At 70.0% G+C, this 22,939-nt stretch carries 14 protein-coding genes; 8 read left to right on the plus strand and 6 right to left on the minus strand.

Features of this window, described 5'->3' with window-relative positions; translation table 11 throughout:
• Positions 1 to 90 precede the first annotated feature (90 nt).
• The 4 genes from ACSU1G_RS19900 to ACSU1G_RS19915 form a co-directional block, all read right to left on the minus strand.
• The gene (locus ACSU1G_RS19900; RefSeq protein ID WP_439281730.1) at positions 91 to 6,297 is read right to left on the minus strand and encodes an Ig-like domain-containing protein; all 6,207 of its coding nucleotides are present in this window, start codon (positions 6,295 to 6,297) and stop codon (positions 91 to 93) included.
• Positions 6,298 to 6,466: 169 nt separating this feature from the next.
• Positions 6,467 to 7,609, minus strand: coding sequence for an adenylate/guanylate cyclase domain-containing protein (locus ACSU1G_RS19905; RefSeq protein WP_439281994.1), 1,143 nt, complete (start codon positions 7,607 to 7,609; stop codon positions 6,467 to 6,469).
• A 196-nt stretch (positions 7,610 to 7,805) separates the two neighbouring features.
• On the minus strand, positions 7,806 to 8,480 hold the full coding sequence (locus ACSU1G_RS19910) for a PH domain-containing protein (protein WP_439281731.1): 675 nt from the start codon (positions 8,478 to 8,480) through the stop codon (positions 7,806 to 7,808).
• A 54-nt stretch (positions 8,481 to 8,534) separates the two neighbouring features.
• Entirely contained in the window at positions 8,535 to 9,365 is an 831-nt protein-coding gene (locus tag ACSU1G_RS19915) for a biotin--[acetyl-CoA-carboxylase] ligase (RefSeq protein ID WP_439281732.1), read from the minus strand.
• 319 nt (positions 9,366 to 9,684) lie between these two features.
• Here ACSU1G_RS19915 and ACSU1G_RS19920 point away from each other — a divergent pair, with 319 nt between their 5' ends.
• A complete protein-coding gene (locus tag ACSU1G_RS19920) occupies positions 9,685 to 11,271 on the plus strand; it encodes an acyl-CoA carboxylase subunit beta (protein WP_439281734.1) in 1,587 nt (528 codons plus the stop codon).
• A 44-nt stretch (positions 11,272 to 11,315) separates the two neighbouring features.
• On the plus strand, positions 11,316 to 11,552 hold the full coding sequence (locus ACSU1G_RS19925) for an acyl-CoA carboxylase subunit epsilon (protein WP_439281736.1): 237 nt from the start codon (positions 11,316 to 11,318) through the stop codon (positions 11,550 to 11,552).
• A gap of 278 nt (positions 11,553 to 11,830) precedes the next feature.
• On the opposite strand, the gene ACSU1G_RS19930 is transcribed toward ACSU1G_RS19925, so the two are convergent.
• On the minus strand, positions 11,831 to 12,781 hold the full coding sequence (locus tag ACSU1G_RS19930) for an endonuclease domain-containing protein (protein WP_439281737.1): 951 nt from the start codon (positions 12,779 to 12,781) through the stop codon (positions 11,831 to 11,833).
• Positions 12,782 to 13,137: 356 nt separating this feature from the next.
• Between ACSU1G_RS19930 and ACSU1G_RS19935 the strand changes: the two genes are divergently transcribed.
• The 5 genes from ACSU1G_RS19935 (at position 13,138) to ACSU1G_RS19955 (ending at position 20,429) form a co-directional block, all read left to right on the plus strand.
• Complete coding sequence (locus ACSU1G_RS19935; protein ID WP_439281738.1) at positions 13,138 to 14,823, plus strand: DUF885 domain-containing protein; 1,686 nt, start codon at positions 13,138 to 13,140, stop codon at positions 14,821 to 14,823.
• Between the two features lie 8 nt (positions 14,824 to 14,831).
• On the plus strand, positions 14,832 to 15,515 hold the full coding sequence (locus ACSU1G_RS19940; protein ID WP_439281995.1) for a Maf family protein: 684 nt from the start codon (positions 14,832 to 14,834) through the stop codon (positions 15,513 to 15,515).
• A 202-nt stretch (positions 15,516 to 15,717) separates the two neighbouring features.
• A complete protein-coding gene (locus tag ACSU1G_RS19945; protein ID WP_439281740.1) occupies positions 15,718 to 17,550 on the plus strand; it encodes a biotin carboxylase N-terminal domain-containing protein in 1,833 nt (610 codons plus the stop codon).
• A gap of 15 nt (positions 17,551 to 17,565) precedes the next feature.
• Positions 17,566 to 18,864 (plus strand): alpha-hydroxy acid oxidase, encoded by a 1,299-nt coding sequence (locus ACSU1G_RS19950; RefSeq protein WP_439281741.1) that lies wholly within the window; start codon positions 17,566 to 17,568, stop codon positions 18,862 to 18,864.
• A gap of 134 nt (positions 18,865 to 18,998) precedes the next feature.
• The gene (locus ACSU1G_RS19955; protein ID WP_439281742.1) at positions 18,999 to 20,429 is read left to right on the plus strand and encodes an MFS transporter; all 1,431 of its coding nucleotides are present in this window, start codon (positions 18,999 to 19,001) and stop codon (positions 20,427 to 20,429) included.
• A 149-nt stretch (positions 20,430 to 20,578) separates the two neighbouring features.
• Here ACSU1G_RS19955 and ACSU1G_RS19960 read toward each other — a convergent pair whose 3' ends face one another.
• Positions 20,579 to 21,991 carry an NAD(P)H-quinone dehydrogenase gene (locus ACSU1G_RS19960; RefSeq protein WP_439281743.1) on the minus strand — a complete coding sequence of 471 codons (1,413 nt, stop codon included), beginning with the start codon at positions 21,989 to 21,991 and terminating at the stop codon, positions 20,579 to 20,581.
• Positions 21,992 to 22,120: 129 nt separating this feature from the next.
• Between ACSU1G_RS19960 and ACSU1G_RS19965 the strand changes: the two genes are divergently transcribed.
• Positions 22,121 to 22,927: a purine-nucleoside phosphorylase gene (locus ACSU1G_RS19965; RefSeq protein ID WP_439281996.1), complete on the plus strand. Its 807-nt coding sequence runs from the start codon at positions 22,121 to 22,123 to the stop codon at positions 22,925 to 22,927.
• The last annotated feature ends 12 nt before the right edge of the window (positions 22,928 to 22,939 follow it).

Consider the following 22,939-nt stretch of genomic DNA (forward strand, 5'->3'; position numbering starts at 1 on the left):
GTTACTCGCTTTCGTGGTGCGGGTGGAGGCTAGAGACGTGTTACAGCGGCGGACTGGGTACTGAGCGGCAGTTGTTCGCCGGGCGGTGTGTCACCAGGCGTTGATCCGCCCGGAATCAACCACGTGGTTTCCATTCTGGTAAATCCTCGCCCAGATCTTTACTCCAGACACCTTCCCGTGATAACAACCTACGTCCTGCCGCGCGGTCCTACTCGATCCAACTGAGATCGTATGGTCGTACGTACCGAATCGGTGATCGCCACCCTGGTCTGACCAGCAATGCACCGTGTACGTCGCCGGGTTGACGTCCTTGAGCTCTACATTCAGGTTGTAGCAGCTGATATTGCATTCAGCATTGCTGACCGGGGCGCCCCGACGCACAGTGGCAGAGGGATTCGGTGGCGGGGGCGGGGCCGCGTTGGATGTCGCACTGCCCGTCCAGGATTTCGCCTCACCCTCGCTCGGAGTCGCCGTCACCGTGATGGTGCGCCTCTCCGAGTAGCCGGTGCTCACGCTCTGCGAACCGTCATTGGGCGTGCTGCCGGAGCCGGAGATGGACACCGTGACGGTGACCGGGCGACCGTTCGCATAAGACGACGCATTGGAACCCCAACTGAAGTTGACCTTCTTCTCCCCGCCGGAGGCCTTGATGTTCGAGGCGTTCGTGACCGGGCCGTAAGCGCTCTCCTGGTTGGAGGCACTCGACGCGTCGCCGGCGCCGGCGGCGTTCAACGCCCGCACCTTCACCGTCACATTCTTGCCGTTGCTGCCCACGTTGATGGTGCTGCCCGAGCCACCCAGGCTCTGCCAGCTGCCCCCGCTGACCTGATACTGGTAGCCGGTGATCGGCGAGCCGTTGGCGGAACCGGCCGTGAAGTCCACCGTGATCTGGTGGTTCGATCCCGTGGCGTCGATCGACGGCGTCGAGGGGGCCTTCGGCCGCCCATAAGGCGTGACCGCAGTGGACTTCGATGACGTCTCGGAGGTCCCGACCCGGTTGGTCGCCTCCACCGAGAAGGTATAGGAGGCGGTGGTCTTCAGGCCGGTGACCTGCTGCGAGGTGCCCCCGGTCTTGACCGACTTCAGGAGCGAACCACCCTCGAAGACGTTCAGCGTGTAGCCGCTGATCTTGGCGCCGTTGGCGTTCGGCGCCTTCCAGCTCACATTGGCCACGCCGCCGTTCACCGCTGATTCGGCGCGGGAGGCCGAGGGTGCCAATGGCTGCATCGGCTTGCCCGCGGGGGTGACCGAGGACGACCAGCCGGAGAACTCGCTGGGCCGGTCGGCATCGTTCACGGCCTGGATCCGGAACTGGTAGGCGGTGCCGTTGGTCAGCCCCTCCCACGTGGTGGAGGTGCCGGAGACGGACTTCTGGGACACGCCGTTGGCCGGGGCCGGGGAGATCTCCACCGTGTACGCGGTGATGGGAGAGCCGCGGTTGACCGGGGCCGTCCACGTCAGATCGGCCGTCTTGTCCTCGTCGGTGCCCTTTGGCGGGGCCGGGCGCTCGGGCTCCACGTCCGGGCGGGCCGGGGCGGAGGCCACGGAGGGATCGGACTCCCCGACCTCGTTCGTGGCGGTGACGGTGAAGGTGTACTCCTGGTTGTTCGTCAGCCCGGAGATGGTGCACGTGGTGGCGGCGCATTCCTGGTTCACGCCGCCCGCCGTCACGGTGTAGCCGGTGATGGCAGCGCCGTTGTTGGCCGGGGCATCCCAGGTGAGCACCACCTCGGAGTCACCCACCGAGTCGATGCGCGGGACGCCGGGCGCCTCAGGGGCACCCTTGACGTTCAGGGTGATGGTGCCCACGACGTTACGGTCCGGGTCCTCCGTCATGTCCTGCACGGTGTACTGCACGGTCATCTGTCCGACGAGGTCTTCGGATGGGGTGACCACCACGGTGTCGCCGGAGATCGTGGCTTCGCCTTGCGATGGTGCGGCCTCAGCGCCGACGAGCTTCAGCGAGCCCTCCCCCTCAAAGGGGTTCACATCATTGGCCAACACCGGCACGGTCTCGGACCGGCCCTGGTGGGCGTCCGGCACGGTGTCCGGATTGGCCACGGCCAGCGGGCGGTCCGAGGCGTTCACGGTGAGGGTCACCTGCGCGGTGACCGGATCGGACTTACCGTCCGTCACCGTGACCTGCACCGTGCCGCTGGTCCCCTTGGGGGTCTTGGCACCGGCCGAGGCCGTGAGCACCGAGCCCTCGAGGTTCACGTCGATGCCCTCGATGGAGGACTCCCCCACCGCGAAGGTGAGGTTCTCGGCGTCGTCCGGGTCCGGATCGGACGCGGTCTGGGCCAGGTCGAGGCGGGCGGGATCACCGCCGGCGGCCACCTCCATGGAGTTGGACTGGAACACCGGTGGCTTGTTCTCATCCGGGCGTGGGAGCACCGTGATCGGCTGCGTCAGCACGGCCTTCAGGCCTTCGGCATCGTCCGGGCCGGAGCCGTCCGTGACCTCGAAGGTCACCGAGGCCGCGCCGGAGAAGTCCGCCGGAGCCGTGAAGACCAGCTCCGTGGCGGAGCGGACCAGCCCACCCTCGGACTGCGGCGTGGAGGACACCTTCGACTCCTCGGTCAGCCGCGGCGACTTTCCGTCCCGCACCACCACGAGGTCGTCCAGGTTCAGCGACAGCTCCTCGCCGGCCGTCACCTCGATGGGGGCGTCCGAGCGCAGGATCGGACGGGCCTCGCCGGCGCCGGGGATGATCACGAATGCGTAGGAGGAGAGGTCATCGGTGTCCGTGAGCCGGTAGGTGATCACCTGCGGGTTGGACTGCACGGGCACCACCAGTTGGTGGTCCTCGGTGAGCGTGACACCCTCCGGGTTGTCCGGCAGGTCCACCGTCAGGTCATCCGGCGTGCCGTCCGGATCTTCATCGTTCTTGAGGATGTCCACCGTGACCTCGTCCTGGTCCACGGTCTCCTGGAAGGACACGCGGTCGTCCCGGGCGATCGGGGCGCGCAGCGGGGCGTTGGGATCAGACTCGACCGTCAGGGTGCCCGTGTCCTGGCCGCCGCGGCCATCCGTGATCGTGTACCGCACGGAGGTGAAGCCGGCCTCGGCCGGGGAGGTGAGCAGGATGCGGCCGTCCACCAGCGCGGCGTCGGAGCCCTCGGTGGCCTCCAGGGTGTCCACGAACTTCAGCTCATCGCCGTCCGCGTCCGTGTCATTGGACAGCACGTCCACAGCCACCGGACGGTCCGGGCGGACCCGGATGGAGTCGTTGACCGCCACGGGCGGGGTGTTCTCCTGGGCCACCGGGGCGATCCCGACCATCACGGTGCCGGTCGAGCGGGCCCCGAGCCGGTCCTCCACCACGTAGGTGAACACATCGGTGCCGGTGGCGCCGGCCGTGGCCGTGTACTCGATCGAGTTGGCGGTGACCTTGGCCGAGCCCTTGGTGGGCGGGGTCTCCAACTGCACCAGGGACACGGAGTCCCCGTCCGGGTCGATCCCGTCCAGCGGGATCGGCATGGCCACGGTCTCTCCGGAGAACACCCGGCCCTCCACGGTCTCGGGCGACGGCGGGGAGTTGTTCTCCAGGTCCAGCTCGTTGATGTGGAACGTCACGCGGGCGGAGGCCTGCTGTCCGTCCGGCCCGGACACGGTGTACACGGCGGAGACGGTCTTGGCCTCATCCCCGGCCCGGAAGCGGATCTTGTTGTCCGAGACGGACACCAGGCCGTCGGCCGGGTCCACTCCCTCGGCCAGCTCGGGCTCCAGGGTCATCTCGGCGTTGTTGGGGTGCACGTCGTTCTCCAGCACCGGCACGGTGACCACGTCGCCGGCCCGCACCACGGCGGTGTCCGGATTGGGGCGCGGCGGCTCCATCGTCTCGGGCGCCGGGATCGGGATGACGGTGACCTCGCCCTGGGAGGCGGCGGTCCCGTTCGTCACGGTGTAGGAGAAGGTGATCGGCCCGGTCATGCCCTGCTGGTCGGTGATGCGCAGCACGGCGTTGCGTTCCACGGACACGTTGAACGGCGCGTCGTCCGGAACGTCCACCTGCTGGGCCACCAGCACGCCGCCCTCGGGGTCGGAGTCGTTGCCGAGGATGTTGACCAGCACCTCGCCGTTGGCGGGCAGCAGGGCCACGTCACGCACGGCCACCGGCGCCCCGGTGTTCTTGGCCGGATCCTTGACGTCCACCCGGATCAGCCCGGGCGCGGAGGACGGGCCGTTGGTGGCCACGTACTTCAGGTAGAAGGTCTTCTCCTGGTCCGAGCGGAAGGACACCGTGCCCGTGTCCGAGTTCATCTGGGCTTCGGCCCCGGAGACGGGATCCACGTGGGCCAGCCGCAGCTCGCCGCCGGTCGGGTCGAAGTCATTCTCCAGGGGCGAGAAGGTGGCCTCCTCCCCCACGTTCACGGTCACGTGGTCCGTGGCGGTGATCGGTGGGGCGGCGCCCTTCGGCAGCACCTCCACCACCACGCGCCCGGTCGCGGACTCCCGGCGGTCCGAGACGGTGATCTCCAATTCCTTGGTGCCGTCCGTCTTGCCGACGTCCTCGAAGGTCAGCACGCCGTCCGGGCGCACCCGGACCACGTCCCCGTCCTCGGAGACCGCACCCATCAGCTGGAGGTCGTCCCCATCCGGGTCCTGCCAGTCTGTGAGGATGTTCTGGGAGACCTCGGTGCCGGCCTGGACCCGCAGGGTGGTCACCCGCTTCTGCTCCGGCTTGGTGTTCTCGTCCTCCGGGACCACCCGCACGGTGGCCTGGGCCTGGTCGGTGCCACCGCGGCCGTCGTCCGCGGTGTAGGTGAAGTTCGAGGAGCCGGAGGCATCCGGAGGGACCACCATCTGGAAGCCCGTGCCGTCATAGATCCGCTGCAGGGTGCCCGTCTTCGGCTGGTCCCCGGAGAGTTCGGCGGTCAGCAGGTCCCCGTCCGGGTCCACATCGTTGAACAGCACCGGCAGGGCGGTGGTGCGCCCGGCGCGGACCCCGAAGGAGTCATCCTGCGCCACCGGCCTCTGGTTCTCCTCCTGACGGTCGGGGAGTTCGATCGAGTCGGTGATCTCGTCCGACTCCTCCTCCTCCTGCTCGCCCTCGCCCTTCGGCGGTTCCAGGTCGGACCAGTTGTTGACGATCTTCATGCCGTCCGCCACCAGCCAGGTGTTGCCCTGGGAGATGTCGTTGAGGACCACCACGTCCCGGTTGACCCGGAAGACCATCTGCGCCTCGGCCGGCATCTCCGGGATCCGCTCGGTGGTGTCCCGGGAGTCGTCATCGCAGTCCCGGTGGTAGAGGCCCGAACCCTGCCAGGCGGCGTGGGTGCAGTGGCCCACGCGCACCGGCTGGATCGGGCTGCCGGTCTCCTCCACGGGCGTGTACTGGGCCTCGCCGCCCCCCAGGGGCACGGTAGCGGTCTTGTTCGCCAAGGCGACGACGGCCCCGTCTGCCTCCGGACCCGGCGCCTGGAGCTTGCCCTCACCCGGGTCGACGACGGCCGAGGAGTCGCCCTCGGAGGTCACCAGGGTGCCGGAGGCGGCGTCGAAGACGACGCCGGTCTCCCCCACGGCCGAGATCTGCGGCTCAGCCAGCCCGGAGAGTCCGTCGACCTCGGTGGAGGAGATCTCCCGGAAGCCGGCAGGATCGGTCTCCTGGCCGGCGTCGTCCTTCTCTGCCTCGTCTGCCTCGTCTGCCTCGTCTGCTTGGCCTTCTGCTGCCGTCTCGCCGTCCCCGACCGACTCGGTCTGGTTGGCCTGCTCGCGCAGCTCCTCATCCGTCAGCGGTCGGAAGCCCTTGATCAGGTCGGCGTCCAGATCCGCCACCCACACCGTGTCATCCCGGCCCACGGCGGAGAGCACCCGGCCCTCGGCCTCGTACAGCGGATCGGCGGTCTCCGAGGACATGGCCCCGAGGTTCTCCGTGGTGGCGGCGTAGACGCGTCCCTGCTCGGCATCCGAGACGGCCACGATCCTCTCACCGTAGGAGAAGGAGGAGTTCGCCGGCAGCATCGTCTCATCGGAGAGCACGAAGGCGGCCGGGTCGATCGCGGTGGCCGCACCCATCTCCAGGTCCCGCAGGTACACCCGGTCCGCGTGCTGCGCCAGGTCGTACTCGGTCATGGTGGTGGCCACCCCACCGTCCAGGGTCTGCGACTGGTAGTTGAGGTGGGCTACCTTGTTCTCTTCCGTGTTGACCACCCAGACGCCGCCGTCATTGAGGTCCACGTCAGCGGTCTGGAAACCCGGGTAGAGGATGGCGCCGGTGACGGCAACCGCGGAGATGCCGATGAGCGCCGTGGCCTTGAGGGCACCCTGCCGCCCCGCACCGAAACCAGTCCCCACGTTGTTCCCCCGTCAGCGAATATGCCGGGCTGCCGTGCACGTACGGCGCAGTAGCCACTCGGGGGAGTCTACCGGTTCCGCTCACGGCACCAGCCCGCTGTGGCACGGTTCTGATGGGGAGAACTCCCCATGCTGGGCGCTTGCCAACGCCGGGCCGGTCAGGACCGAATCAGTCGACGACGAGTCCGTTGCCGGTGCCGGCTATCAGGATGGACGGACGGATCTCGCCGAAGCCGCGGACCATCTGTGGCGGCTGCGGCACCAGGATGAAACGCTCGTCCGACTCCAGGGCCATGGCGGTCATCGCATCCACCAGTACGGTGCCGGGATCCGCGAGCGAGGTCAGCCGGGAGGCCAGGTTCACGGTGGGTCCGTAGATGTCCCCCAGCCGGGAGAGCACCCGTCCCCAGACCACGGAGACGCGGGACGAGGGCAGCACCTCGTCCTCTGACATGGCCCGGGCCAGGGCCAGTCCGATCAGGGCGCCGGCCTCCGGTGTCTCGGCGTTGAACATGACCTCGTCCCCGATGGTCTTGACCAGGCGGCCACCGCCGATCGAGATGATCTCCGCGCACTTGCTCTCGAAGCGCTGCACCATCTGGGCCAGGGTGCGTTCGTTCATGCGCCGGGACAGGGAGGTGTAGGAGACCATGTCCGCGAAACCCACGGCGCGGGCCAGTGGCAGCGGGGCGTCGTCCTCGGAACCGTCTCGCCCCACGGCGCTGGCCGCCAGCCCGGCCTCCGCTCGGACGGTCAGCCGTTGCAGGGCCGAGTTCAGCTGGCGCCGGTAGGAGTAGGCCATCACCTCTTCGAGGGGTTCGATGATCTCCGGCAGCATGCGCACCACCTCACGGCGGGCCTGCGGGTCCGTCATGCCCTCGCTGATCTTGTTCTCCACCAGCGCCTCGATCTGCCACACCACCATGCGGTCCGTCATCTGGCCGACGGAGCGGGTCAGCGAGATGGCCGTCTCCTCGTTGAGGATGCCGCGGCGGACCAGGTCGATCATGGTGCCGATGGCGTCCGTGTCCAGCTGGGTGAAGGCCCGGTCCTCGTCCTTGACGTTGGGGAAGCCCAGCGCCCGCCAGAGCTTGCGGGCGGAGATCAGCGAGACGCCGAGCTCGCTGGCCATGTCCCGCCGGGTCATGGTGCGGGGGCCGCCCAGCAGTTCCTTCTCCAGGGTGGAGATCGCCTGGGTCCAGGAGCTGGCGTCGTCCGCATCCTGCAGGGCCAGGGCGGCCGAGGCGGTCGTATCCGGCGGCGGTGTACTGCGAGCCTGACGGGTCTGGTCCGCGGGAGGCACCGTCTCCATCTGCGCGGTCCGCGGGATCGGGCCGACTGCGGTCTCACCGGGCGCAGCCTCACCGCGGGCGGTCGCACCGGAGGCGGTCCCACCGGGGACGGCAGTGCCGGTGAGGCCCTCGAGGAGTTCCCCGAGATCACTGTCTCCGGCGTCCAGGTCGAGGGGTTCGGGCAGCTCGTCCCAGTCGTCGATCGGTGCGGTCTCGTCAGCCACGGTAGGCACGTCCCCTTCCACCCAGGATGCCGTGTGTGTGCGCCCCGGAGGGCGCGTGAGCCGGTGCCGGGGCTGGCGCTGGTGCTGGTGTCCGTGCCGGCCGGTACCCGGGTGACGGCGCTGCGGCCTGCATCGGCGGCTGCGGGGCACCGCCCTGGAGTGAGATCTCCTGGCGCAGGGCGCCGACCTCACGCAGGATCAGTTCCCGGAAGCGGACGGCCTCGGGCATGTTGGCCAGTACCCAGGACCCCCCGGAGCCGTGGTCCACCATCAGGTCACCGGACTGTGACATCCGTTGTCCCCGGCGTTGGCGCATCCGGACATCGTAGACGGAGAGCAGGTGCAGGGCCCTCTCGCGGGAGGCCCCGAAGCCGGCACGTTGGATGATCCGGCGGGTGGTGAGCAGGGTGCGGCGGTTGAACCAGCGCCAGGCGGGGCGCAGGCAACCGAAGAACAGTGCGGCGGCGGCCAGGATCCAGACGAGGCCGACGAGCCAGCCGCGGGCTTCCACCAGCAGCTCGGGTAGGTCCGGCCGGGCCAGGAGTCCCTGCACGTAGCTGGTGGCCAGCGCGATCAGCATCAGCCGCAGGACCGGTCCGGTCAGGGCGCGCGGGTGTGAGCGGGTGCGCACGCGCACCTGTTCACCGGGTGCCAGTTTCAGCCCCACCTCGTCACCGACCTCTCGTTCTCCGTGCCTTCTCCGTGCGTTCTCCGTGCGATCTCAGCGGCGCAGGTGCACCACGTCCGCCGCGGATACCTCGAGCAACGCACCCCTGCGGGTGGCGCCCGGCACCGCCGTGTCCATCTTCCCACGGTCGGCGGGTTCCACGAGCAGGGTGCCCCCGGATCCCAGCCCCCGGGCGGTTCCCGCCAGGGTGGATCCGCCCGGCAGGTGCAGGGTCACCTCGGATCCCAGGGTCGTGACCTGACGCACGACGCCGGCCGCGGCCGGGTGCGTCCCGTCCACCTCACCGGGATGGGCACGGACGGCGCGGTCGAAGTCGTCCAGAGCCGCGGACAGCGCCTTCAGCACGGCCTCGAGCAGGTCCGGAGCCGAGACGTCGGTGCCCTCGGGGAGCCACTCGGCGACCGACGTGGCCGTGGGCACTGGCGGACCGCCTGGACCGAAGTCCAGGTTGAGTCCCAGCCCGAGCACGATCCCGGACTGGTCCGGCAGGACGGAGGCGAGGATGCCGCAGAGTTTGCGTCCATCCTCGGCCAACAGGTCGTTCGGCCACTTCACTCGGGCCGGGACCCCCCGGGCCTGTAGTTCACCGCAGGCGGCGGCCGCGGCCACGAGGGTCACCCAGGTGTAGTGCTCCAGGTCCAGGTCCGGGCGCAGCACCACGGAGACCGCCAGGGCCGTCCCGGGCGGGGTGGTCCAGCCGCGGCCCCGCCGACCGTGGCCGGAGCGCTGGTCCAGGGTGGCCGCCGCAGACAGGTGCGGCCACTGGTCCGGCTGGGCGGCTGCCGCCTGAAGGACGTGGTCCTGGGTGGAGCCGGTGGTCTCCAGCCAGGTGACCGGCGGGGGTGGGGTCGGTGAGGGGGCCATAGTTCAGGTATAGCGTGTGGATCTGGCGATCCGGTAAACGTCTCCGCACGTCTCCCCTGTCTCCGAACCTCTCCGCCGGAGGGTGTGTGGACCATTCGCGTGGCAGTCCGGGCCAGATTTGTAGGGTTCCTCCAAGCGTCCGGCGCGGGTGCAAGTTCTAGACTGAGGCCTTGACCGTGGTCATCAGCGGGTTCCACCCGGCGTGCACCGCGGCACCGCCCGAGGGGACTTGTATGAAAGCACCAAGCGTGCCCCGCCTCGGCAACCGCCCAGACATCCACCGAGACATCCACCCCGACCCCATCCCCACGGAGGACCTGTGACCGAACCGGATCTGACCACCACGGCCGGCAAACTGCAGGACCTGGCCCGCCGCCGGGCCGAGGCCGCACTGCCGTCTGGCCAGCAGGCCGTGGACAAGCAGCACGCCCGGGGCAAGCACACGGCCCGCGAGCGCGTGGAGATGCTGCTGGATCCGGGGTCCTTCGTGGAGTTCGACGCCCTGGCGGTGCACCGCACCACGGCCTTCGGCATGGAGAAGAAGAAGCCGGTCGGGGACGGCCTGGTCTCCGGCCATGGCACCATCGACGGCCGGCTGGTGGCCGTCTACTCCCAGGACTTCAGCGTCTACGGCGGCTCCCTCAGCCAGGTCAACGGCGAGAAGATCGTCAAGGTCCAGGAGTTCGCCGCCCGGAACGGCTGCCCGGTCATCGGCATCAACGACGGCGGGGGCGCTCGGATCCAGGAGGGCGTGGCCTCCCTGGCCCGGTTCGCGGACATCTTCCGGAACAACGTGCTCGCCTCCGGCGTGATCCCACAGATCACCCTCATCATGGGCCCCTCGGCCGGCGGCGCCGCCTACTCCCCCGCACTGACGGACTTCATCATCATGGTGGACAAGACCTCGCACATGTTCATCACCGGGCCGGACGTCATCAAGACGGTCACCGGAGAGGACGTGGACATGGAGACCCTGGGCGGGGCCACCTCCCACAACACCGTGACCGGCACCGCCTCCTACCTAGCCGCGAACGAGGAGGACGCCCTCGAGTACGTGCGCGAGCTGCTGGAGTTCCTGCCCTCGAACAACCTGGCCGAAGGGCCGGTGGAGCCGTTCGAGGAGGAACTTGAGGTCACCGACGAGGACCTCGAACTGGACACGCTCATCCCGGACTCGGCGAACCAGCCCTACGACATGCTCACGGTGATCGAGCACCTCGTGGACGACGCCCACTTCCTGCAGATCCAGGAGCTCTACGCCCCGAACGTGATCTGCGGCCTCGGCCGGGTGGAGGGTCGCTCCGTGGGCGTGGTGGCCAACCAGCCCCTGCAGTTCGCCGGCACGCTGGACATCAACGCCTCCGAGAAGGCGGCCCGCTTCGTCCGGTTCTGCGATGCCTTCAACATCCCGATCATCACGCTCGTGGACGTGCCCGGGTTCCTGCCCGGCACGGACCAGGAGTTCTCCGGGATCATCCGCCGCGGCGCCAAGTTGATCTACGCCTATGCGGAGGCCACCGTGCCGAAGCTGACGGTCATCACCCGCAAGGCCTACGGCGGCGCCTACATCGTGATGGGTTCCAAGAAGCTCGGTGCCGACCTCAATCTGGCCTGGCCCACCGCCCAGATCGGCGTGATGGGCGCCCAGGGCGCCGTCAACATCCTCTACCGCCGAGACCTGCAGGCCGTGGCCGAGGCCGGCGGCGACGTGGAGGCCAGGCGCGCGGAGATCGTGAAGGACTACGAGGCCGAGCTGCTCAACCCCTATCAGGCGGCCGACCGCGGCTACGTGGACGCCGTCATCACCCCCGCCGAGACCCGCACCCAGATCGTGCGCGGGCTCCGGGCCACCTTCCACAAGCGTGAGTCCCTGCCGGCCAAGAAGCACGGGAACATCCCGCTGTGACCCGCCGCAAGCCAGAATCCCCGTCCGAGCCCCAGGAGGACACCATGCACACCGCCACCACGCAGAACAACCCCGAGCTCGTCGTCAAGGGCACCCTTGACGCCGAGGAGACCGCCGCCCTGGCGGCCGTCCTGCAAGCCATGGCCGTCCAGGCCGAGCAGCACCACCATGAGGAGAACGGCAGCACGGACCGGGACCGCACCCTGGACCGCCGCCGCCGGCTGGGGCTATGGGCCCGCCCGGGCTCCGACTCCTGGAAGCACGCCGCCGGCCGACGCTGACCCTGCGGTCCGCTCCCGTCTGTCCGCTCCAGCGAGTAGTCCGATCCCCGAGTGGGCCGCTCCCGTGAGTGGTCCAATGCCGTGAGTGGTCCGATGCCGTGAGTGGTCCAACGTCGTGGCCTTGGACTGCCTCAAGGCCACGACAACAGACCACTCATCGTTTCCTCGTCGCCGACCACGGGTGGCTCCACGAACGGCGCACGCCAGCACACGCACGGCGATGCTGCAGACGGCACGGTCAAGGTGCTGGGGCGTGTCGCCTCAGGCGGAGATGCGTCTCAGGCGGAGATGCGTCGGGAGTCCAGGGCGTGCTGCAGATGGGCGTGGAACCGCGCCCAGCCTGCAGCGCTGAAGACCTTCTTCGTCACGCGGATGACGATCCAGCCGTCTGCCTGCATGCGTAGGTCGCGCTCGATGTCCCGGTCCCACTGGTCCGAGTCGCTGCGGTGATGATCACCCTCGTACTGCACACAGATCTTGAGGTCCCTCCAGACGAGGTCCGGTGTGATCTCCTCGCCGGAGGACAGGATGATTTCGGGGTTGACAAGGGGCTCGGTGATCCCCGCGTCAACGATCTTAATCCTCAGCCTGCTCTCCTGGGGAGAGTCCGCACCCTCCCGGAGCAGCTCGACGAGGGTGCGAGCGCGGGTGATCCCCTTCATCTTGGTCCGAGAGGTGATCGCCGCCTCGATGGCCTGGATCGAGGACCGCGGATGCACACCGGGTTCTCGCTGGGCGCTCGGCCCGTCGGCGGCCTGCAACAGGCTGTCCCCGGCAGCCACGAGATCGGCGTCGCCGATGGTGGTCGCCGCCAACTGGACCCAGGTCCACTCCGGTCCGGTGACTCTGATTCCCCGGTACCTGCGAATCGACGCGTGCAGGGGAAGCAGATGTCCATGCACGCCCCTCCTCCGGGGACGCGGGCCGGCCCTCCGTGCCTTGGACAGGTGGACCGGGCGGATCGGATCGAACGTGCGGGGCAGCCACATGCCCCATACGGCGGCCGCCGTCGCGTGAGAGAAGACCCCCATCGGATGGATGTCCTGCAGAGCGAACAGGTACTCGATGAGATCGGGGCCGGCGGCTCCGCGCTGACGGATGCCCCGGCTGAGGACCTCAAGGCTCGGATGGCGAAGGTCTCGATCCGTGGCTCCCTCGGCACAGGCCTTGCGCGTGGAGAAGCACGTGGAGGGCAGGTCTTCCGGAAGCGGGATCAGACGGGCAGGCATGGGCTCAGCCTCGCGGGCACGCGGCGTGACCGCGAGGCCACGGAAGTCCGGGGGTGGACAAGGTGGTCCACACCGAACCCTGTGCAGGAGCGGACCTTCACTCCTACCCCAGTGCACGACGTGTCACCTGATCGCCTGACGCCCACGGGCGTCAACATCCGTGAGTGACGTGAGTGGTCAGCTGCCGTGAGTGGTCAGCTGCCGCCGGCTTCCACCTCCCGAAGGCAGCGCCAATGGACCACTCAGCGCGGGCAGGGAACGCCTCACACCGTGAGTCGTCAGCTGCCGCCGGCTTCCACGTCCCGAAGGCAGCGCCAATGGACCACTCACGCCGGCGCAAACAGTAGGGTGCTGGCATGAGCGATTCCACCACCGCCGGCACCCGGCAGTCCAGCCCCATCGACGCGCTGGCCGACCGCTACTTCGCGGACACCCTCGCCCTTCACCCGGAGGAGGCCACCGCGCTGGGCCACCCGGGCCGGGAAACCGAGTACTCGGACTACTCCCCCGCCGGCACGGCCGAGGACGACCAGCTCAACCAACGGCTGCTCGCAGACCTCGAGAAGCTCGAACCCGCCGACGAGGCGGACCGGGTCACCGCGGCCGCCCTGCGCGAGCGCATCGGACTGGCTCGGCGGATCCACGCCACCGGTCGCACCGAGCTGAACAACCTGGCCTCCCCGGCCCAGGAGATCCGAGGGATCCTGGACCTGATGCCCACGGCCACCGAGCAGGACTGGGCGCACATCGCCGGCCGTCTCGCCAACCTCCCCGACGCCCTGGCCGGCTACACCGCCTCCCTGCGGGCCTCGCGGGACGCCGGCCAGATCGCGGCCCGCCGCCAGCTCGACGTCGTCATCGAACAGTCCCAGGCGCACTCCGAACCCGACGGATTCTTTCCGGGACTCATCGAGCGCGCGGAGGCGGCCGGCGTCGTGCCCTCGACGTTGATGGCGCAACTGGAGGCCGCCGCGCGCGGCGCGGGCGAGGCCTACCGCACCCTCGCGTCCTTCCTGCGCGAGGACCTGCGGGACATCGCCCCGGAGCAGGACGCCGTGGGCCGGGACCTGTACTCCTTGTACTCGCAGGAGTTCCTCGGCGCCACGGTGGACCTCGAGGAGACCTATGCCTGGGGCCAGGAGGAGCTGGCCCGGATCATCGCGGCGCAACGCGAGGACGCCGAGCGGATCAGGCGCGGTGCGAGCATCGAGCAGGCCCGCGAGGTGCTCAACAACGACCCGGCCCGCCGGCTCCACGGCACCGAGGCCTTGCGGGAATGGATGCAGTCCGTCACCGACGAGGCCCTGGAGTCGATGACCCGCTACTTCGAGATCCCCGCACCCATGGACCGGGTCCAGTGCATGATCGCGCCCACGCAGGAGGGCGGGGTGTACTACACCGGCCCCTCGGAGGACTTCTCCCGGCCCGGACGCATGTGGTGGTCCGTGCCGCCGGGCGAGGACTCGTTCACCACGTGGGAGCAGAAGACCACCGTCTACCACGAGGGTGTGCCGGGCCATCACCTGCAGATCGGCACGGCCATGCTGGCGCAGGACGAGTTGAACAGCTGGCGCCGCAATGGCCTGTGGACCTCGGGCCACGGCGAGGGCTGGGCGCTGTACGCCGAACAGCTGATGGAGGAGTTCGGCTACCTGACCGACCCGGGCGACCATCTGGGCATGCTGGACGCCCAGCGGATGCGCGCGGCCCGCGTGGTGTTCGACATCGGGGTGCACTGCGGCTTCGAGGCCCCCGCGTCAGAGGGCGGCGGGGTGTGGACTCCGGAGCAGGGCTTCGCGTTCCTGAACAAGCACCTCAACGACACCCCGGGACAGGTGCGCTTCGAGTTCATCCGCTACCTCGGCTGGCCGGGACAGGCGCCGTCCTACAAGGTCGGACAGCGCATCTGGGAGCAGATCCGCGCCGAGCACGCCTCGCGCGCCGCGGCTGCCGGAGAGGACTTCGACCTCAAGGCCTTCCACACCCGCGCCCTGCGGCTGGGCTCCATGGGCCTGGACACCCTGCGCTCGGCCCTCGCGTGAGCGCTGGTATGCGCTCGGAACAGGTGGAGCACGACGACGGCGCGCCGGGTCCCGCAGTCCCGCGCCTGGTGCTGGCCTCGGCTTCCCCGGCCCGTGCGCGGATCCTCGAGGCGGCGGGCCTCCCCTTCACGGTGCTCGTCTCCGATGTGGACGAGGACGCCCTCGCGGCCGCCCACCCCCTGGCCGGGCCCGCCGAGACGGCCCAACTGCTGGCCCGGGCGAAGGCCGAGGACGTCGCGGTCCATGCTGACGCCGCCGGGGCCCTGGTGGTGGGTTGCGACTCGGTGTTCGAGGTGGACGGTGTGGCCTACGGCAAACCGTGGGAGCCCGAGGTGGCTCTCGAGCGGTGGCGGATGCAGTCCGGGCGGACCGGCGAGCTCCACACCGGCCACTGGGTGGTGGACACCCGGAGTGGCTCAACGTCGGGCGCGCCGGCCTCCCGGCCGGCCGTCGGCGCCCTGGCCAGCGCCTCGGTGACCTTCGCCGAGGTGGATGAGGCCAGCGCCGCCGCCTATGTGGCCACCGGGGAACCGCTGCAGTGCGCGGGGGCCTTCACGATCGACGGCCGTGGGGCGGCGTTCGTCACCGCGGTGCACGGAGACCCCAACGCCGTGATCGGCCTGTCCGTGTCCACGTTGCGGGTGCTGCTCGCGGACCTGGGGGTCTCGTTGACCTCGCTGTGGGGGACCTGAGGTCTCAGCAGCCTCCACACCCGGAGACCTTGTGGACTTCCTACAACCCTCGACCCGCGGCGCAGGGAAAAAGCCCCGGATCCTGTAGGAAACCCACGGGTCCGTCTAGGCTCGGCGAGTGGGATCGTCCCCGGCCCGCCCAGTGGCCGGATGCCCCACCGTAGACCGACTGCCCCGAAGCTCGTGAAGGAGTCCCTCCCTGATGTCCCTGCAGACGCCGAACGCCGCGACCACACCCCGACCGTTCTCGCGGGTACTCGTGGCCAACCGCGGGGAGATCGCCGTCCGCGTCATCCGCGCGGCCCATGATGAGGGGCTCACCGCGGTGGCCGTCTACGCCGAGCCGGACCGAGACGCGCTGCACGTGCGGATGGCGGATGACGCCATCGCCCTCGGTGGGGCCTCCGCCGCAGACTCCTACCTCGTGACGGACAAGATCCTGGCGGCCGCGAAGACCTCCGGGGCGGACGCCGTGCACCCCGGTTACGGCTTCCTGTCTGAGAACGCCGACTTCGCGCGCGCCGTCCAGGCCGCCGGACTGGTCTGGATCGGCCCGCCCCCCGCGGCGATCGAGCAGCTCGGGGACAAGGTCTCCGCCCGGCACCTCGCCCAGCAGGTGGGCGCGCCCCTGGTCCCGGGCACCGCCGATCCGGTGGTCTCCGCGGACGAGGTCCTGGCCTTCGCGGACACCCACGGCCTGCCCCTGGCCATCAAGGCCGCCCACGGCGGCGGCGGGCGCGGCATCAAGGTGGTCCGGACCCGCGAGGAGATCCCGGAACAGTACGAGTCCGCGGTGCGTGAGGCCACGGCGGCCTTCGGCCGGGGCGAGTGCTTCGTGGAGCGCTTCCTGGACGCCCCCCGGCACGTGGAGACCCAGTGCCTGGCCGACGAGGCCGGGAACGTGGTGGTGGTCTCCACCCGCGACTGTTCCCTGCAGCGCCGCAACCAGAAGCTCGTGGAGGAGGCCCCCGCCCCCTTCCTGACGGCCGAGCAGCAACAGCGGCTCTACGAATCCTCCAAGGCGATCCTGCGCCGGGCCGGCTACGTGGGGGCCGGGACGTGCGAGTACCTGGTGGGCACGGACGGCACCATCTCCTTCCTGGAGGTCAACACCCGGCTGCAGGTGGAACACCCGGTCTCCGAGGAGATCACCGGGCTGGACCTGGTCCGCGAACAGTTCCGGATCGCCCGGGGCGAGGAGCTGGGTTACACCGATCCCGAGGTCCGCGGCCACAGCTTCGAGTTCCGCATCAACGGCGAGGACCCCGGGAAGAACTTCATGCCCTCCCCCGGCACCCTGAGCCGATTCCGCTTGCCCTCGGGCCCGGGCGTGCGCGTGGACGTGGGGGTGGAGGAGGGAGAGACCGTCTCCGGAGCCTTCGACTCCCTGGTGGCCAAGCTGATCGTCACCGGCGCCACACGTGAGCAGGCCCTGGAGCGCTCCCGCCGAGCCCTGGCTGAGATGCAGGTGGCCGGCATGCCCACCGTGCTGCCCTTCCACCGGGCCGTGGTGTCAGATCCGGCCTTCGCCCCCGTGGACGGCAGCCCCTTCACGGTGCACACCCGCTGGATCGAGACCGGATTCCAGAACACGATCCCCCCGTTCGCGGGCACCCCTGAGGCAGCGGACCCCGCCGCGGCCGAACACGGGGACCGCCGATCCGTGACCGTGGAGGTCAACGGCAAACGCGTGGAGGTGACCCTGCCCGCCCTCTTCGGTGCCCTCTCGACCGCGGCCACGGGCGCGAAGACCGGGGGCCGCAAGCGCAAGGCCCGCGGCTCCGGAGGGTCCCGCGGAGCCACTGCCTCCGGGGCCAGTGGTCAGACCCTCACCTCGCCGATGCAGGGCACGATCGTCAAGGTCGCCGTGGCGGTCGGGGACACGGTGGCCGAGGGTGATCTGATCGTGGTGCTGGAGGCCATGAAGATGGAGCAGCCACTGACCGCGCACCGGTCCGGGACCGTGACCGAGTTGCTGGCGGAGGCCGGGGCCACCGTGACGGCGGGTGCCGCGGTCGCGGTCATCACCGACTGACCGGGCGGAGGACCCATGCCGAGACTCATCCGCCGCCTGCCCCAGCCGTCCCAGCTGCTGCCGCTGATGCGCTTCCGGCCGCCCACGCTGAACCGGCGCACGGCGCGACTGGCCTCAGCGGCCGACCTCTGGGACCTCCGCCGGATCGCGCGGCGCCGGACCCCCCGGGCGGCGTTCGACTACGTGGACGGCGCCGCGGGCTCCGAACTGACGGCCCGCCGCACGCGGGAGGCCTTTGAAGCCACCGAGCTGCTCCCGAGGATCCTGCACGCCACGCCCTCGGCAGACCTGTCCACCACGATCGCCGGCGGCCCGTCAGCACTGCCGTTCGGGATCGCACCCACCGGGTTCACGCGCTTCATGCATGCGGAGGGCGAGGACGGTGGCGCCTCGGCGGCCGCGTCAGCCGGGATCCCGTTCAGCCTCTCCACCATGGGCACCCGCTCCCTCGAGGAGGTCGCCAGGGTTTCCGGGGCGGGGCGCCGCTGGTTCCAGCTGTATCTGTGGAAGGACCGGGACCGGTCCCTGGACCTGCTGCACCGGGCCGAGGCCGCCGGCTTCGACACCCTGCTCGTCACGGTGGACACACCCGTGGCGGGACAGCGGCTGCGGGACGTGCGCAACGGCATGACCATCCCACCCCAGCTGACTCTGCGCACCGTGGTGGACGCCTCGTACCGCCCCGGGTGGTGGTTCAACTTCCTGACCACGGACCCGCTGACCTTCGCCTCGCTGAGTGACACGGCCGCCGACCTTCCGACCATCATCAACAGCATGTTCGACCCCACCCTGTCCATCGCGGACCTCGAGTGGATCCGCTCGGTGTGGCCCGGACGGCTCTTCGTCAAGGGCATCCTCACCGCCGAGGACACCCGCCGCGCCCTGGACGCGGGGGCGGACGGCCTCCTGGTGTCCAACCACGGTGGCCGCCAGCTGGACCGCGCCCCCGTGTCCCTCCGAGCCCTCGGCGAGGTGCGCGCGGAGGCCGGGGCCGGCGTCGAGGTCATCCTGGACTCCGGCATCATGTCCGGGGCGGACATCGTTTCCGCGCTGGCCCTCGGCGCGGACTTCGTGCTGATCGGCCGCGCCTACCTGTACGGGCTCATGGCGGGCGGCGAGCAGGGTGTGGCCCGTGCCATCGAGCTGCTGGCGAGGGAAGTCGAGTCGGCGATGATGCTCATGGGCTGCGCCACCGTCGCCGACCTCAAAGGCTCCGGCCAGGTCAGAGCCTCCTGGCAGGCCGGGGCGAGGCGGGAAGGCAGACGGTCCGGGACCGGCACCGGGCAGCACAACGCGCCCCGGATCCCGTCCTGAGCGTCGACCCACTGTCGAGACACGTCCACCATGTGGACAACATTCTTGCCTGCTGGACACCGCCGCTACGCTTGATGGGCCGCCGGAGCAGTCAGCGGCAACAGTCATCATGAACCTTGCCGAGGAGCACCCCCATGTCCACAGATCTGTCCTCCGGAGGCCCCCGCCCGGGCCCGCAGGCTGATGTCCCCGTGAAGGATGACGGCACCGCCGAGCTGGGCGTGCCCCGCTCCCGGATAGTGCTCGCCTCCCTGATGGGCACCACGATCGAGTTCTACGACTTCTACGTCTACGCCACCGCGGCGGTCTCGGTCTTCCCGCTGATCTTCTTCGCGGCCGGTGACGAGGGGGCCGCCCTGCTGGCCTCGATGGCCACCTTCGGCGCAGCGTTCGTCGCCCGCCCGATCGGCTCGATCGTCTTCGGACACTTCGGGGACCGGATCGGCCGCAAGGCCACCCTGATCGGCTCCCTGCTGACCATGGGCATCGCCACCTTCATCATCGGCCTGCTGCCGACGTACTTCCAGATCGGCCTCTGGGCCCCCGCCCTGCTGACGATCATGCGCTTCTGCCAGGGCCTGGGCCTGGGCGGCGAGTGGTCCGGCGCGGCGTTGCTGGCCACCGAGACCGCCAAGGAGGGCAAGCGCGCCTGGGCGGCCATGTGGCCCCAGCTCGGCGCCCCCTTGGGCTTCCTGCTGGCCAACGGCCTGTTCCTGATCCTCACCCTGGCCTTCAACCACGACTCCACCAACCCGGAGATGGGCGGGCCCTTCCTCACCTGGGTCTGGCGGCTGCCGTTCCTGCTCTCCCTGATCATGGTGGCCGTGGGCCTCTACGTCCGTCTCCGCCTGCAGGAGACCCCCGTCTTCCAGCGCGCCGTGGACAACGACGAGCGCGTCAAGGCACCGCTGGGCGAGGTCTTCCGCAAGAACTGGCGCGAGCTCATCCTGGGCACCTTCATCATGCTGGCCACCTATGTGCTCTTCTACCTGATGACCACGTGGATCCTCTCCTACTCCATCAGCTCCCCGAAGGCCAGCGGCCTGGGCGTGCCCTACGCCGACTTCCTGGTGCTGCAACTGATCGGCATCCTGTTCTTCGCGGCCTTCGTGCCGGTCTCCGGCTGGCTCGCGGACCGGTTCGGCCGCAAGCCCACCCTGATCGTCATCTCGGTCCTGCTGGTGCTCTTCGGCCTGACCTTCGGCTGGTGGCTCTCCGCCGACTCGATCGGGCAGGGCGAGGGGTTGAACACCACGCAGATGATGCTGTTCCTGATCGTCGGGATGACCCTGATGGGCCTGACCTTCGGTCCCATGTCCGCCGTACTGCCGGAGCTGTTCCCCACCAACACGCGCTACACGGGCTCGGGAATCGCCTACAACGTGTCCTCGATCCTCGGCGCCGCGCTGACCCCCTTCGTGGCGCAGTGGCTGGTGCTGAACTTCTCGGTGGCGCACGTGGGCTACTACCTGTCCTTCGCCTCCGTGCTCACCCTGATCTCGCTGGTCATCGCGCCGGAGACCAAGACCAAATCCCTTGATTCAGTGCGCGGCCTGGACGCCTGAACCGGATACACCCCACGCCCGACGCCGGCCCGGCACCCACCGCAGGAATCCTTGCGGTAGGTGCCGGGCCGGCGTCGTCCCCAGGTGTTTTCCGGGCAGAGATCACCAGTGATCTCTGCCCGGAAGGCGAGAGGGGCTGGGGTCAGGGGTTAGAGGTATACGTGGAGGCGGCGGGCCGCCTCGGAGATCGATCCGGAGATCGAGGGGTAGACCGTGTAGGTGTTGGCCAGATCGTCCACGTGCAGCTTCTGGCTGACCGCCAGGGCGATCGGGTAGATCAGCTCGGAGGCGCGCGGGGCCACCACCACGCCGCCGATCACGGTGCCGGAGCCCTTGCGGGCGAAGATCTTCACGAAGCCGTGCGTGACATTCTGCATCTTGGCCCGGGCGTTGGTGGCCAGGTCCAACTTGAGGATGTCCGCCTGGTACTTGCCGGAGGCCACCTGGGCCTCCGTCACGCCCACGGTGGCGATCTCGGGCGAGGTGAAGATGTTGGAGGACACCAGGTGCGGTTGGAACGGCTTGACCGCGTCCCCCATCAGGTGGGCCACGGCCACGCGCCCCTGCATGGCGGCCACGGAGGCCAGGGCGAAGACGCCGGTGCAGTCGCCCGCGGCGTAGATGCCCGGCGCGGAGGTGCGGGAGACCCCGTCCACGGCGATGTGCCCGGACTCGTTCAGCCTCACCCCGGCCGCCTCCAGGCCCAGGTCCGCGGTGTTCGGGACGCCGCCGACGGCCAGCAGGCAGTGACTGCCCTCGAGGACCCGACCGCCGGAGAGGTGCACCCTCACGCCGTCCGCAGTACGCTCCACCGACTCGGCACGGGTCTTGGCCACCAGGTTCACGCCGTCCTCGGCGAACGCGTCCTCCAGCACCGCGGCAGCGTCCGGGTCCTCCCCCGGCAACACCCGGTCCCGGGAGGAGACCAGGGAGACCTGGGCGCCGAGCTGGTTGTAGGCGGAGGCGAACTCGGCACCCGTCACCCCGGAACCCACCACGATCAGGTGCTCGGGCACCTCGGTCAGCGCGTAGACCTGCGTCCAGTTGAAGATCCGCTCCCCGTCCGGCAGCGCGGTCGGCAGCTCCCGCGGCCTGGCCCCCGTGGCGAGCAGCACGTTCTCGGCCTCGAAGGCCTCGGTGCCGTGCTCGGTGACCGCCTCGACGGTGGTGGGCCCCGTCAGGCGTCCGGTGCCGATGACCACCTTCACGCCGGCCCGCTCCAGGGCGCGGTGGATGTCCCGGGACTGCTCGGCGGCCAGGTCGAGCAGTCTCCGGTTGACCACCGGCATATCCGCGACGGCGGGGCTGTCCCCCACGTCCACGCCCAACCCGGGGGCCCGCCGGGCCCGCCGCATGGAGTCTGCCGTGGCGATGAGCGTCTTGGAGGGGACCACATCCGTCAGCACGGCGGATCCGCCCATGCCCTTGGACTCGATGATGGTCACCGCGGCCCCCAGCTTGGCGGCCACCATGGCCGCTTCATAACCGCCGGGGCCGCCGCCGATGATGATGAGGGAGGGACGGGGACGCGAATGCAGAGGGGCGGAAGTCACGCCCCCCATTCTGACATGCGGCCCCTCCGGGCCGAAGACGCCGCGGCCACCGTGCGCGCGCGTTCCCGACCCCTCTAAGCTGAGGACGTGACTGACACGACTGACCCCTCCGCCGCCCCGTCCCCGCAGGACTCCCCGCTGGCCGGTGACCACCCCGGCTTCGCCGAGGCCCGCCGGGCCGCCGCCGCCCTCGCCGAGGCCACCGGCGTATCCCGGCACCGCATCGCCGTGGTGCTGGGCTCCGGGTGGGGCGGCGCCGCCGAGCTGATCGGGGAGACCACCCACACCGTGCCCACCGCCGAGCTGCCCGGCTTCGCCGCCCCCTCGGTCCCAGGACACAACCCGACGGTCCGCTCTGTGCGGCTGAAGGACGGGACGCAGGCGCTCGTCTTCGGCTCGCGGACGCACTACTACGAGCACCGCGACGCCGGCGCCGTGGCCCACACCGTGCGCACGGCGGCCGCAGCGGGCGCCGAGATCGTGGTGCTGACCAACGGCTGCGGCTCCCTGGTGCCCGAGTGGGGCCCGGGGACCCCGGTCCTGGTGGCCGACCACCTCAACCTCACCGGAGCCACCCCGCTCGTCGGCGCCGAGTTCGTGGACCTGACGGACCTGTACTCCCCGCGCATCCGGGCGATCGCCCGCGAGGTGGACGCCGGCCTCCCGGAGGGCGTCTACGTGCAGTTCCCCGGCCCCCAGTACGAGACCCCGGCCGAGGTCCGCTACGCCAAGGCCATCGGCGGGGACCTGGTGGGGATGTCCACCGCCCTGGACGCGATCGCCGCCCGGCACGCCGGCCTCGAGGTCTTCGGCATGTCCCTGGTGACCAACGCCGCCGCCGGATTCAGCGGCCAGCCCCTCAGCCATGACGAGGTGGTCCAGGCCGGCCGCGACGCCGGCCCGCGCATCTCCACCCTGTTGGCCGGCATCATCGACCGTCTCTGAAGGACTCACCGC

Source organism: Microbacterium sp. A93 (genome assembly GCF_051842835.1).